We start from the raw sequence: 12,211 nt of genomic DNA on the forward strand, positions 1-12,211 counted from the left end.
ATGCGCGTGCTGGTCACGGGATCGGGCGGGATGCTGGGCCATCGGGTGTGCGTACGCGCCCGCGAGCTCGGCCACGACGTGACCGGGGTGGCCCGGGCCGACCTGGACATCACCGATCCCGACGCCTGCCTACGGGCGGTCGAGGATCACCTGCCCGAGGCGATCGTCAACTGCGCGGCCTACACCGACGTCGACGGCGCCGAGAGCGACCGCGACGGCGCGATGGCGGTCAACGCGACCGGCGCCGGCAACGTCGCCAAGGCGGCCGCGACCAACGGCGCGCGCGTCGTGCACGTCTCGACCGACTACGTCTTCAACGGCCACAAGGACGAGCCGTGGCTGGAGTCCGACCCGGTCGACCCGCAGTCGGTCTACGGGCTGACCAAGCTGCGCGGCGAGGAGCTGGTGGCCGAGGCCACGGCGCGCCACGCGATCGCCCGCACCGCCTGGCTGTTCGGCGTCGGCGGCGCGAACTTCGTCGACACGATGCTGCGTCTGGCCGCCGAGCGCGACGAGGTCTCCGTCGTCACCGACCAGGTCGGCTGCCCGACGTGGACCGGCCATCTGGCCGACGCGCTGATCGAGCTGGCCGAACGCGAGGACGACGTCGGCGTGCATCACCTGGCCGCCCAGGGCTCGTGCTCGTGGAACGAGCTGGCGCTCGAGGTCTTCCACCAGGCCGGCGTCCCCTGCCGCGTGCTGCCCACGACCAGCGACGCGTTCAAGCGGCCCGCGCCGCGACCGGCCTACAGCGTGCTGGAGACCGAGCGCCGCGACCCGATCATGCTGCCGCCCTGGCAGGACGGCGTGCGCGGCCATCTCAGCGAACGAAAGGTGACGTCGTAATGAAGCTGCTCGTGTGCGGCGGAGCCGGCTTCATCGGCTCCAACTTCGTGCGCCTGCGCGTGCGCGACGAGGGCGACGAGGTCGTCGTGCTCGACAAGCTCACCTACGCCGGCCGGCGCGAGAACCTGGCCGACCTCGACGTGCCGCTGGTCGTGGGCGACATCGCCGACCAGGCCGCGGTCGACGAGGCGATCGGCGACGGCGTGGACGCGATCGTCAACTTCGCCGCCGAGACGCACGTGGACCGCTCGATCAGCGAGCCCGATGCGTTCGTGACCACCAACGGGCAGGGCACCTACCAGCTGCTGGAGGCCGCCCGTCGCCACGCGGTCGCGCGGTACGTGCAGATCTCCACCGACGAGGTGTACGGCTCGATCGAGGAGGGCTCGTTCACCGAGGAGTCGCCGATCGTCCCGTCCTCGCCCTACAGCGCCAGCAAGGCGGGCGCCGACCTGCTGGTCCTCTCCTACTTCCACACCTACGGCGTCCCGGCGCTGATCTGCCGCGGGTCCAACAACTACGGGCCCTACCAGTACCCCGAGAAGCTGATCCCGCTGATGGTGCTCAACGCGCTGCACGGCGATCCGCTGCCGGTCTACGGCGACGGCATGCAGGTGCGCAACTGGCTCTACGTCGAGGACTTCGGCCGGGGCATCGGCCACGCGCTGGCCCACGGCGAGGCCGGCGAGGTCTACAACGTCGGCGGCCCCGACGAGGCGCCGAACATCGAGGTGGTCAACCGCATCGTCGAGCAGACCGGCGCCGACCCCTCGATCATCGAGTACGTGACCGACCGCCCCGGGCACGACCGCCGCTACAGCCTCGGCTCGGAGAAGATCCGCGGGCTGGGCTGGGAGGCGCAGGTGCACTTCGCCGAGGGGCTGGAGCGCACCGTGCAGTGGTACCGCGACAACGCCGCCTGGTGGGAGCCGATCCGCTCCGGCGACTACCGCGAGTACTACGAGCGCCAGTACGGGCGCAAGCTGAACTGAGCATGGCGGTGCGGGCGTCGGACCTGGTCGGGCCGTTTCGCGACGCCCTGCTGGCCGGGAACCAGGTCGATGCCGAGCTCGTCGCGCTGGAGGCCGTCACCGAGGGCGTGCCGCTGGCCGACCTGTACGTCGACGTGCTGGCGCCCGCGCTGGCCGAGGTGGGTGAGCGCTGGGCGGCCGGCGACCTGACCGTCGCCGACGAGCACCTGGCCACCAGCATCGTCGAGTCGGTGATGGCCCGCGTCGGGCGCTCGGCGACGCGTCTGCCCAAGCGCTCGCGCCAACGCGTCCTGATGGCCGGGGTCGAGCTCGAGGGCCACGTCGTCGGGCTGCGGATGCTGGCCGACCTGGCCGAGGGCGCCGGCTTCGACGTGCGCTACCTGGGCGGCGCGGTGCCGCTGGACGCGCTGCTGGACCTGACCGCCCGCCTGCGGCCCGAGATCGTCTGCCTGAGCGTGTCGGTGGCGACGCCGACCACCGCGTTGGTCGAGGCGGTCGACGGGCTGGCCGGCCGCGGTGACCTGCCGATCCTGGTGGGCGGCAGCGGGGTGCCCAGCACGCTGCGCGACGATCCGCGGGTCTCCTATGCGCCCGACGTGCGCGCGGCCATGGCCACGCTGGAACGGCTCGCGGGCTAGTGTCCTGAGTCGGTAATTCGTGTGCAGCTGGTGGATGCCGGGGCGGGTCGATTCCGGCGCCGCCAGATGCGGGCGAATGAGTGACTCAGGGCACTAGCTGCCCTCGATGCCGGTGATGCGCCAGTCGTTGTCCTGCTTGCCCAGCGTCAGCGTGCGGACCGTCTGGTCGTCGCCGTTGAAGTCGGACTTGGTCAGGACCTGGGCGGTGTCGCCGGTGACCGTCACCTTGGTGACGTCGAGGTCGAAGTTCGAGGCGTCGTCGAGCTGATCGCTGACCGCGTCGGTGCAGTCCTTCGCGCCCGAGGTCAGCTGGTCGGCCAGCGCGCTGGCGAAGACCGAGGTGCAGATCTCCTTGGCGTCCTTCTTGGACGCCGCGTTGACGAAGTCGTCGACGATCGTGGCGACGGCCTTCTGGTCGCCCGAGTAGTCGTCGGCGGCTTTGCTCTTGCTCTGGGAGGCGCAGCCGCTGAGGGCCACGACGGCCACGACGGCGCTGAGGAGGGCGGGGGCGGAACGCACGGTCGTCCAGCGTATTGGATCGCCGCCCGGCGGCTTTCCTATCCTCGCGGGGCATGTCCACGCCCGCCCCCGTCCCCCGTGGCCGTCACGCTCCGCCGCTCGAGGTGCGCCTCGAGGTCCAGCGCGACCGGCTGCTGAACGCGGCGGCCGCGGTCTTCGCCCGCGAGGGCTACGCGCGCGCCACCGCCGAGGCGATCGCCCGCGAGGCGGGGATGTCGAAGGCCACGTTCTACGAGCACTTCACGAACAAGGAAGACGCGATCCTGGCCCTGTTCGACTCGTCGGCGCGGCTGGTGGCCGAGCGGATGGCCGAGGCCACCGCGGCCGGTCCCGAGGAGCCCGAGTCGCAGATCCGGGCCGGCGGGCGGGCCTTCCTGGAGACGCTGGCCGAGAACCCCGACCGGGCCCAGACGCTGCTGGTGGAGATCATCGGCGCCGGCCCGCGCGCCGTCGAGCGCCGCGACACGATGCTCGAGCACTTCGCGGCGCTGATCGAGGCCGAGAACGCCAGCGCCCACCGGCGCCACGGCACCCCGCGCTTCCACTCGCCCCTGGACGCCCACGCGATCGTCGGCGCCGTCGTCGAGCTGTGCTCGCGTCAGCTGCGCCTCGGCGTGCCCGAGACGCTGCTCGAGCTCGAGCCCGTGATCGAGCGCCTCGCCGTTGGGCTCCTCACTCGCTGACCTGCAGGCGCGCATCGTCACCTGCCGCGCCTGCCCGCGGCTGGTGGCCTGGCGCGAGGAGGTGGCGGAGGTCAAGCGCGCCGCGTTCCGCGACGAGACGTACTGGGGCCGACCGGTGCCCGGCTTCGGCGACCCGGCGGCGCGCGTGTTGGTGCTCGGCCTGGCCCCCGCCGCGCACGGCGCCAACCGCACGGGCCGGGTGTTCACCGGCGACCGGTCGGGCGACTGGCTGTTCGCCTCGATGTTCCGCACCGGCTACGCCAACCAGCCCACGTCGATCTCGGTCGACGACGGCCTGGCCCTGACCGACCTGTGGGTCGCCGCGGCGGTCCGCTGCGCCCCGCCCGCCAACAAGCCGACGCCGGTGGAGCGCGACACCTGCCTGCCCTTCGCGCGCGAGGAGCTGTCGCTGCTGGACCAGGTCGGCGTGATCGTCTGCCTGGGCGCGTTCGCCTGGGACGCCGCGCTGCGGATCCTGGCCCCGCTCGAGGTGCCGCGCCCGAAGCCGCGCTTCGGGCACCTGGCCGAGGCGCGGGTCGGCCCGTACACGCTGCTGGGCAGCTACCACCCGTCCCAGCAGAACACGTTCACCGGCGTGCTGACCGAGCCCATGACCGACGCGGTGTTTCGCCGGGCGCGAGACCTGACGTAGACTCGCCCGCGTGCTGTCGGTCGCGCAGAACCTGGACGATCACGCGCTCGTCGCGCGCTGCCGCGCCGGCGACCAGGAGGCCTGGCAGGAGCTCGTGCGCCGCCACGCCACGATGGTGCACGCCATCCTCCGGGGCGGGTTCCGCCTGGACAACCACGCCGCCGAGGACGTCTTCCAGGACGTCTTCACCCGGGTCTACATGCGCCTGGGCAGCGTGCGCGACGACAGCGCGGTGCGCGCCTGGATCGGGCAGATCACCCGCAACGCGGCGCTGGACTGGCTGCGCCGCTCGGGCCACGAGGTGGCCACCGACGCGATCGACGACGGCGCCTACGACGAGCCGCTGGCCGCGGTCGACCAGGCGCTGACCGTGCGCGCCGCGCTGGACCGCCTGCCCGAGCACCAGCGGCAGATCCTCGATCGCTTCTTCGCCCGCGACGAGAGCTACCGCACGATCGCCGAGGCGCTCGACCTGCCGCCGGGCACGATCGCCAGCCGCATCTCGCGCGCGCTGGCGGCATTGCGCCGGGAACTGGAACCCGATGGAAGATCCGCGGCGCCCGCCACGTCTTGAACAGCAGATGTCCGACGAACTGAACCTCGAGATCGAGCTTGCCGCCGCGCTGCGCGCGACGGCCGCGCCGCCGCAGGCGTGGGTCGACGCCGCGATGGCGATCCCGGCGATGCTGGCGGACCTGGCCTCGATCGACCGGCTGATCGCGGAAGGCGACTTCCGCGACGCGTTCGCTCGCGACCCCGAGCAGGCCCTGACCGACGCGGGGCTGACCCCGTCGGTGCCGCTCGTCGCCGCCGTGCGCGAGCGGCTCTCGGCCTAGGCGAGCGCCGCGCGCGCCTGCAGGCAGGCGGCTTCGGCCGCGGCCACGCAGGCCTGCGCCTGGATCTTGCGCGGGTCGCCCGACAGCAGCGCCAGGTTGATGTCGACCAGCGCCGCGGCGGCGCGGGCCGCGCCCGCGGCCAGCTCGGCCGCCCCGACCGCGTCGACGCGCAGGTTGGGATCGACGTCGTGGGCCAGCGCGGCCGCCAGCTGAGCGCAGTCGGCCGCCGTGGCGGCGATCCCCAGCGGCGCCTCGGCCGCGCGCATCAGCGCGGCCCGCAGGTTGGCGTCGCGGCCCGTGGCGCCGGTCTGCGGCGGTGCGGCCAGCCGCTCGCGCGCCGCGCGGTAGGCCGCGGCGTTCTCGGCGGCCAGCGTCTGCGCGCGTCGGCGCAGCTCGACCGCCTGCACGACCGCCCCGCGCCCGCCGTCCCACTGCGCCATCGAGGCGCGCGCGACCGACTCGCACAGGCCGGCGACCAGCGTGACGATGCCGCCGGCCACGACACCGGCGCCCGGGGTGGGCGAGGACGGCGCCAGGGCCGCCGCGACGTCGGAGAGAGCGCCGGCCGGATCGGTCAAGTCCACGCCCGGGATCCTGCCAGGATCCGGGAGACGGCGCGGGCGATCGCCTGGTCGGCGAGCAGCCGCTCCTCGGCCTCGGTGGGCCGTTCGGCGGGCATCCGCCGGGCCACGCGCAGGAAGTGCGCGAAGGCGGCCAACTGCGGGTCGGCCATGAGCGCGTCGGCGCGGGCGGCGGGGAGCGCCTCCCACTCGCGATCGAAGAACAGCGTCAGCGCCTCCACCTCGGCCAGCCACTCGGCGCCGTCGGGGTGCGACGCGGCCACCGTCTCGGCCTGCGCGAGCGCCTCCTGGACGAGCTCGAGCTGCTCGAGCGCATCGTGCAGCGCGGCGGCGTCGTAGCCGGCGATCCGGCCGCGGTGGGTGGCGGCGAAGCTCAGCGCCTGCTCCAGCGCGGCGCGCAATGTGGCGGCGTGGGGCATGGGGTGAGCGGTGGTGGCCATGGGCGAAAATCGGTGGGGCGACGGCGGGCGTGTCATCCGCCGCCGCCCCGAGCGCCTCCCGATGGGCGCCGCACTGCACGGCACATACACCTGGGAGACGCGGGTGCCGGCGGTTTTCTTCCCGGCGGCGGGAAATTCGTCCGCAAGTAGTCTCGGCCGATGCCCGAGGGCACCGACGCACCGGCGCTACCGGCCTGGTCGATCGACCGCGATGCGGCCATCGCCGACCCGGTCCGCTCGGCCTGGCCGCTGGACGACGCGCGGGCCTGGGCCTGGGGCGGCTCGACGGGCGCCGGCGTGCGCGTCTGCCTGGTCGACAGCGGCGTGGACGCCAGCCATCCGGCGGTCGGCCCGATCCAGGGCGCGGTCGCGGTGGTCGATGCGGGCGACGGCACTCTGGCCATCGCCGACGACCGGGCGGGCGACCTGTACGGCCACGGCACGGCCTGCGCGGGCGTCGTGCGCGCGCTGGCCCCCGGCTGCGAGATCCACTCGGTGCGCGTGCTCGGCGCCGAGCTGACCGGCGGCGGCCCGGTGCTGCTGCGCGGGCTGCGCTGGGCCATCGAGGAGGGCTTCGACGTGATCAACCTCAGCCTGTCGACGACGAAGAGCCGCTTCGTGCCCGAGCTGCACGAGCTCGCCGACCTGGCCTACTTCCAGGGCAGCCTGCTGGTCGCCTCCGCCCACAACATGCCGGTGGCGTCGTTCCCGTGGCGCTTCGCCGCGGTCGCGTCGGTGGGCAGCCACGCGGGCACCGACCCGTGGGAGTACTACGTCAACCCCGCCCCGCCGGTCGAGTTCGCCGCGCCCGGCGTGGACATCGAGCTGGCCTGGCGCGACGGCGCGACGATCCGGGCCAGCGGCAACTCGTTCGCCGCCCCGCACATCGCCGGCCTGGCCGCGCTGGTGCGCGCCAAGCACCCGTCGATGACGCCGCTGGAGCTGAAGGCGGCGTTGCGCGCGGCGGCCAGCAACGTCGTCGAGGTGGCGCGATGAACCCCGCGCAGCAGCGCGCGCTGCTGCAGTCGATCGTCGAGCTGGGGCGGGCGACCTTCGGCGCCAAGGCGTGCTCGATCATGCGCTTCGACGTTGCGGCCGACGAGCTCGTGTTCGAGGCGGTGGCCGGCGAGGGCGCCGACACGCTGGTCGGCCGCCGGATCCCGTCGCGCACGGGCATCGCGGGCTGGGTGCTGGCCTCCGAGGAGCCGATCGCCATCGAGGACGTGGTCCACGATCCGCGCTTCGCCCGCGACGTGGCCGAGTCGACCGGGTACGTCCCCACGCGGCTCACCGTGTTCCCGCTGCTGCACGACGAGCACGCCCACGGCGTCATCAACGTGCTCGATCGGGGTGCGGCGGGCGCCGTCGGCCTGGCCGACATGGAGGTGCTGGGCCGCCTGGCCCGCCTGGCCGCGCACGCGCTGGCCGCCGTCGAGGAGGCCCGCCGGGCGCAGTCCGACGAGGAGGACGAGCTCGCCCCGCTGAGCCGGGCGCTGCGCACCGCCGACCCGGCTCGGCGCGCGGCCGCGACGCACCTGCTCGACGGCCTGCACCGCCTGCTCGACGCCTGAAAGCGGTCGATCCCTGACCTGATTGCGCCCGTACCCTGTGTGGACGGTGGACGACGCGCTGAAATCCTTCTCTCCCCGCGTCCGCGAGTGGTTCACCTCGGCCTTCGCGGCGCCCACCGCCGCGCAGGAGCAGGCCTGGCCGGCGATCGCCTCCGGCGAGCACGTGCTGCTGAGCGCGCCGACCGGCTCGGGCAAGACGCTGGCCGCGTTCCTGTGGGCGCTGGACAAGCTCTCGCGCGAGCCCGGTGACGGCGCCACCCGTCTGGTCTACGTGTCGCCGCTGAAGGCGCTGTCCTACGACGTCGAGCGCAACCTGCGGGCCCCCTTGCGGGGCATCGGCGGCGACACGCGCGTGGGCATCCGCACCGGCGACACGCCGCAGCGCGACCGGGCCGCGATGCGCCGCACGCCGCCGGACATCCTGATCACGACGCCCGAGTCGCTGTACCTGATCCTGACCTCCCAGGCCCGCGACATGCTCACCTCCGTCGAGGCCGTGATCATCGACGAGATCCACGCGGTCGCGTCGACCAAGCGCGGCGCGCACCTGGCGCTGACGCTCGAGCGCCTGGACGCCAACTCGCGCCACGACGTGCAGCGCATCGGCCTGTCGGCCACGCAGAACCCGCTCGAGGAGGTCGGCCGCTTCATGGTCGGCCCGCGCCGCACCTGCCGGGTGATCGACGCCGGGGTGCGCAAGCCGCTCGACATCAAGATCCAGGTGCCGGTCGAGTCGATGGTCGAGCCCGACGCCACGCCCGGCGCGGCCGAGCTGGACCCGCTGCTGGGCGGCACGGAGGCCACGCGCAAGTCGATCTGGCCGGCGATCTACCCGCAGATCCTCGAGCTGGTGCGCGAGCACCGCTCGACGATCGTCTTCGTCAACAACCGCCGCGGCGCCGAGCGCCTGGCGCTGCGGTTGAACGAGCTGGCCGACGACGACATCGCCCGCGCCCACCACGGCTCGCTGGCCCGTGAGGAGCGCACGGTCGTCGAGGAGCTGCTCAAGGCCGGGGAGCTGCCCTGCCTGGTGGCCACGTCCTCGCTGGAGCTGGGCATCGACATGGGCGCCGTCGACCTCGTGCTGCAGGTCGAGTCACCCAAGTCCGTCGCCTCCGGGCTGCAGCGCATCGGCCGCGCCGGCCACAACGTGGGCGACACGTCCAAGGGCCGCATCTTCCCGAAGTTCCGCTCCGACCTGCTCGAGTGCACGGTGGTCGTGCGCCAGATGCGCGAGGGCAAGATCGAGCCGACCGTGGTGCCGCGCAACGCGCTCGACGTGCTGGCCCAGCAGATCGTGGCCATCACCGCCTCCCGCGAGGAGGAGGATCCGATCGCCGTCGACGAGCTGCACGCGCTGGTCACCGGCACGTACTCCTACGGCGAGCTGCCCCGGGCGCTGCTGGAGAACGTGCTGGACATGCTCGACGGCCGCTATCCGTCGGCCGAGTTCGGCGAGCTGCGCCCGCGCATCGTGTGGGACCGCGTGGGCGGCACGATCCGGGCCCGCAAGGGCGCCCGCGCGCTGGCCATCACCAACGCGGGCACGATTCCCGACCGCGGCCTGTTCGCGGTGACGCTGCCCGACGGCCGCCGCGTGGGCGAGCTCGACGAGGAGATGGTCTACGAGGCGCGCCCGGGCCAGACCTTCCTGCTCGGCGCGTCGTCCTGGCGGATCGAGGAGATCGGCCGCGATCGCGTGATCGTCACCCCCGCGCCCGGCGTCCCCGGCGCCGTGCCGTTCTGGCGGGGCGACAGCGTCGGGCGGCCCAAGGAGCTCGGGCTGGCCATCGGCGCGTTCGCGCGCTGGGCCGTCGACCAGCCCGTCGAGGTGCTCGAGCGCGACTACGACCTGGACGCGCTGGCCGCGCGCAACCTGCTCGACTACCTGCGCGAGCAGCAGGCCGCCACGCGGGTGATCCCCTCGGATCGCACCGTGGTGATCGAGCGCTTCCGCGACGAGATCGGCGACTGGCGCCTGTGCGTGCTGACGCCCTACGGCGGGCGGGTGCACGCGGCCTGGGCGCTGGCGCTGAGCGCGCGCATCCGCGATGTCTACGGGCTGGAGTCCGACGCGATCTGGTCCGACGACGGGATCATCGTCCACCTGCCCGACGCCGACGAGCCGCCCGGGGCCGAGCTCGTGCTGGTCGAGCCCGACGAGATCGAGGACCTGGTGGTGGGCGAGCTGGGCGCGTCGGCCCTGTTCGGCGCGCGCTTCCGCGAGAACGCCGGCCGCGCGCTGCTGATCCCCCGTGCCTATCCCGGCAAGCGCACCCCGCTCTGGCAGCAGCGCCTGAAGTCCCAGTCGCTGCTGGAGGTGGCCAAGCGCTACGCCGACTTCCCGATCATCCTGGAGACCTACCGCGAGTGCCTGCGCGACGTGCTCGACCTGCCCGGCCTGCAGGAGCTGCTGGGCGCGCTGCACCGGCGCGAGCTGTCGCTGGTCGAGGTGGAGACGCCGACCGCGTCGCCGTACGCCTCGTCGCTGCTGTTCGACTACGTCGCGACGTACATGTACGAGGGCGACACGCCCAACGCCGAGCGGCGCGCCGCCGCCCTGTCGCTGGACCGCGACCTGCTGCGCGAGCTGCTGGGCCAGGAGGAGCTGCGCGACCTGATCGACGCCGACGCGCTGGCCTCGGTCGAGGCCGACCTGCAGCATCGCTCGACGCGCACGCAGGCCACCTCGCGCGACGCGTTGGCCGACGTGCTGCGCCGCGTGGGCGACCTGACGCTGGACGAGGCGCGCGCCCGCGTGCTGCCCGAGCTGGACGCGGCGGCGATGCTCGAAGCGCTGGCCGGCGAGCGTCGCGCGGTGCGGGTGCGCGTCGGCGGCGAGGAGCGCTGGATCGCCGCCGACGACGCGGGCCTGTACCGCGACGCGCTCGGCGTCGTGCCGCCCGGCGGGCTGCCCGAGGCGTTCACCGGCGACGTCGACGGCGCGCTGCGCAAGCTGATCGCCCGCTACTCCCGCACCCACGGTCCGTTCACCACCGGCGAGCTGCGCGAGCGCTACCGCGTCGATCCGACGCCGGCGCTGGCCGAGCTGGAGCGCGAGAACGAGCTGGTGCAGGGCGAGCTGCGCCCCGGCGGCACGTCGCGCGAGTGGTGCGACCCCGAGGTCCTGCGCCGGCTGCGGCGCGCCTCGCTGGCCGTGCTGCGCAGCGAGATCGAGCCGACCGACCAGCGCGCGTTCGCGGCGTTCCTGCCCTCCTGGCAGGGCGTCGACCGCCATCCGGCGGCCGGCGCGGGGATCGACCGCCTGCGCGAGGTGCTGGTGCCGCTGCAGGGCCTGGCCCTGCCCGCCGACGTGTGGGAGCGCGACGTGCTGCCCCGCCGGACGGGCGCGTACTCGGCCGTGTGGCTGGACCAGCTGTGCGCGTCGGGCGAGGTCGTGTGGGTGGGGGCCGGCTCGCTCGGCCGCTCGACCGGCAAGGTCGCGCTGTACTTCCGCGAGGACGCCGAGGCGATCGGGCTGCCCCCGGGCGCCCAGGACGTGGTCGTTGCGGCCGATCCCGAGCACGAGGCGGTGCGCGAGCGCATCGCCCGCGCGCCCTGCTTCTTCACCGACCTGCTGGCCGAGCTGCCGCTGACGCCCGAGCAGGTGCAGGAGGCGCTGTGGGACCTGGTGTGGGCCGGGCAGGTGACCAACGACGCGTTCGCGCCGCTGCGCGCACCGCGGCTGACCCTGGCCCGCGCGCAGCGGGCCGCGGCGCCCACCCGGGCGCAGGCTCGCCGCTTCGGCTCGCGCCGGCGCGGGGCCACGCCGACCGTGCAGGGCCGCTGGTCGCTGACCTCGTCGATCTTCCGCACCGAGCCGGAGCCCGGGCAGAAGCGGCGCACGGTGGCCGAGCTGCTGCTGGAGCGCTACGGCATCGTCACCCGCGAGCAGGTGCTGGCCGAGTCGATCCCCGGCGGCTTCTCCAGCCTGTACGACGCGCTGTCGTCGCTGGAGACGCTCGGCGTGTGCCGCCGCGGCTACTTCATCGAGGGCCTGGGCGGGGCGCAGTTCGCGCTGCCGGGCGCGGTCGAGCGGCTGCGCGCGCAACGCGACCTCGACGAGGTCCCGGCGGTCGTGCTGGCCGCCACCGATCCCGCGCAGCCCTACGGCGCGGCGCTCTCCTGGCCCAAGAAGGACGGCGAGACCAGCCCGCGGGCCCGGCGCGTGCGCGGCGCCTACGTCGTGCTGGCCGGCGCCGAGCCGGTGGTGTTCGTCGAGAAGGGCGGGCGCGGCCTGCAGCTGCTCGTCGACCGCGCGGATCCCCGCCTGCGCCCCGCGCTGGAGACGCTGGCCGACTTCGTGCGCGAGGGCCGCGCCGGTCGCGGCACCAAGCTGTCGCTGGAGAAGGTCGACGGCGAGCCGGTGGTCGGCTCCGACGTCGAGGCGCTGCTCATCGAGCTCGGTTTCCGGGCCGGGCCGCGCAAGCTCACGCTCAGCGCCTGACATCGG

13 protein-coding genes are annotated in these 12,211 nt (G+C 74.1%); 10 read left to right on the forward strand and 3 right to left on the reverse strand.

Features of this window, described 5'->3' with window-relative positions:
* The 3 genes from rfbD to ACZ5UI_RS19590 are packed head-to-tail and all read left to right on the forward strand — an operon-like array spanning window position 1 to window position 2,476.
* Window positions 1–846, forward strand: coding sequence for a dTDP-4-dehydrorhamnose reductase (gene rfbD / locus ACZ5UI_RS19580; protein WP_464190075.1), 846 nt, complete (start codon window positions 1–3; stop codon window positions 844–846).
* Window positions 846–1,838, forward strand: a complete 993-nt coding sequence (gene rfbB, locus ACZ5UI_RS19585; protein ID WP_464190077.1) for a dTDP-glucose 4,6-dehydratase — start codon at window positions 846–848, stop codon at window positions 1,836–1,838. The genes rfbD and rfbB overlap by 1 nt, the downstream gene beginning before the upstream one ends.
* A gap of 2 nt (window positions 1,839–1,840) precedes the next feature.
* Window positions 1,841–2,476, forward strand: coding sequence for a cobalamin B12-binding domain-containing protein (locus tag ACZ5UI_RS19590; RefSeq protein WP_464190079.1), 636 nt, complete (start codon window positions 1,841–1,843; stop codon window positions 2,474–2,476).
* Between the two features lie 93 nt (window positions 2,477–2,569).
* On the opposite strand, the gene ACZ5UI_RS19595 is transcribed toward ACZ5UI_RS19590, so the two are convergent.
* Entirely contained in the window at window positions 2,570–2,995 is a 426-nt protein-coding gene (locus ACZ5UI_RS19595) for an Rv0361 family membrane protein (protein WP_464190081.1), read from the reverse strand.
* 53 nt (window positions 2,996–3,048) lie between these two features.
* Between ACZ5UI_RS19595 and ACZ5UI_RS19600 the strand changes: the two genes are divergently transcribed.
* The 4 genes from ACZ5UI_RS19600 to ACZ5UI_RS19615 are packed head-to-tail and all read left to right on the forward strand — an operon-like array spanning window position 3,049 to window position 5,166.
* Entirely contained in the window at window positions 3,049–3,678 is a 630-nt protein-coding gene (locus ACZ5UI_RS19600; RefSeq protein ID WP_464190083.1) for a TetR/AcrR family transcriptional regulator, read from the forward strand.
* Complete coding sequence (locus ACZ5UI_RS19605) at window positions 3,659–4,330, forward strand: uracil-DNA glycosylase (protein ID WP_464190085.1); 672 nt, start codon at window positions 3,659–3,661, stop codon at window positions 4,328–4,330. The genes ACZ5UI_RS19600 and ACZ5UI_RS19605 overlap by 20 nt, the downstream gene beginning before the upstream one ends.
* Before the next feature lie 10 nt (window positions 4,331–4,340).
* Window positions 4,341–4,904 (forward strand): RNA polymerase sigma factor, encoded by a 564-nt coding sequence (locus ACZ5UI_RS19610; protein ID WP_464190087.1) that lies wholly within the window; start codon window positions 4,341–4,343, stop codon window positions 4,902–4,904.
* Window positions 4,905–4,911: 7 nt separating this feature from the next.
* Window positions 4,912–5,166, forward strand: coding sequence for a hypothetical protein (locus ACZ5UI_RS19615; RefSeq protein ID WP_464190089.1), 255 nt, complete (start codon window positions 4,912–4,914; stop codon window positions 5,164–5,166).
* Here ACZ5UI_RS19615 and ACZ5UI_RS19620 read toward each other — a convergent pair.
* Window positions 5,163–5,750: a cyclodeaminase/cyclohydrolase family protein gene (locus ACZ5UI_RS19620; RefSeq protein ID WP_464190092.1), complete on the reverse strand. Its 588-nt coding sequence runs from the start codon at window positions 5,748–5,750 to the stop codon at window positions 5,163–5,165. The two genes, ACZ5UI_RS19615 and ACZ5UI_RS19620, sit on opposite strands and share 4 nt — an antisense overlap.
* The gene (locus tag ACZ5UI_RS19625) at window positions 5,741–6,187 is read right to left on the reverse strand and encodes a hypothetical protein (RefSeq protein ID WP_464190094.1); all 447 of its coding nucleotides are present in this window, start codon (window positions 6,185–6,187) and stop codon (window positions 5,741–5,743) included. The genes ACZ5UI_RS19620 and ACZ5UI_RS19625 overlap by 10 nt, the downstream gene beginning before the upstream one ends.
* Before the next feature lie 159 nt (window positions 6,188–6,346).
* On the opposite strand from ACZ5UI_RS19625, the gene ACZ5UI_RS19630 reads away from it, so the two are divergent.
* Genes ACZ5UI_RS19630 through ACZ5UI_RS19640 form a run of 3 tightly spaced genes read left to right on the forward strand, consistent with a single transcriptional unit; the run spans window position 6,347 to window position 12,205 of the window.
* On the forward strand, window positions 6,347–7,183 hold the full coding sequence (locus ACZ5UI_RS19630; RefSeq protein ID WP_464190096.1) for a S8 family serine peptidase: 837 nt from the start codon (window positions 6,347–6,349) through the stop codon (window positions 7,181–7,183).
* Complete coding sequence (locus ACZ5UI_RS19635) at window positions 7,180–7,758, forward strand: GAF domain-containing protein (protein WP_464190099.1); 579 nt, start codon at window positions 7,180–7,182, stop codon at window positions 7,756–7,758. The genes ACZ5UI_RS19630 and ACZ5UI_RS19635 overlap by 4 nt, the downstream gene beginning before the upstream one ends.
* Window positions 7,759–7,804: 46 nt before the next feature.
* Window positions 7,805–12,205 (forward strand): DEAD/DEAH box helicase, encoded by a 4,401-nt coding sequence (locus ACZ5UI_RS19640; protein ID WP_464190101.1) that lies wholly within the window; start codon window positions 7,805–7,807, stop codon window positions 12,203–12,205.
* The last annotated feature ends 6 nt before the right edge of the window (window positions 12,206–12,211 follow it).

Source organism: Conexibacter sp. JCM 18997 (assembly GCF_055391915.1).

Excerpts from the sequence above, each read along its gene's own strand:
- ACZ5UI_RS19600 (WP_464190083.1), top strand. The coding sequence starts at position 3,049 with ATGTCCACGCCCGCCCCCGTCCCCCGTGGCCGTCACGCTCCGCCGCTC.
- ACZ5UI_RS19615 (WP_464190089.1), top strand. The coding sequence starts at position 4,912 with ATGTCCGACGAACTGAACCTCGAGATCGAGCTTGCCGCCGCGCTGCGC.
- rfbB (WP_464190077.1), top strand. The coding sequence starts at position 846 with ATGAAGCTGCTCGTGTGCGGCGGAGCCGGCTTCATCGGCTCCAACTTC.
- rfbD (WP_464190075.1), top strand. The coding sequence starts at position 1 with ATGCGCGTGCTGGTCACGGGATCGGGCGGGATGCTGGGCCATCGGGTG.
- ACZ5UI_RS19635 (WP_464190099.1), top strand. The coding sequence starts at position 7,180 with ATGAACCCCGCGCAGCAGCGCGCGCTGCTGCAGTCGATCGTCGAGCTG.
- ACZ5UI_RS19590 (WP_464190079.1), top strand. The coding sequence starts at position 1,841 with ATGGCGGTGCGGGCGTCGGACCTGGTCGGGCCGTTTCGCGACGCCCTG.
- ACZ5UI_RS19625 (WP_464190094.1), bottom strand. The coding sequence starts at position 6,187 with ATGGCCACCACCGCTCACCCCATGCCCCACGCCGCCACATTGCGCGCC.
- ACZ5UI_RS19630 (WP_464190096.1), top strand. The coding sequence starts at position 6,347 with ATGCCCGAGGGCACCGACGCACCGGCGCTACCGGCCTGGTCGATCGAC.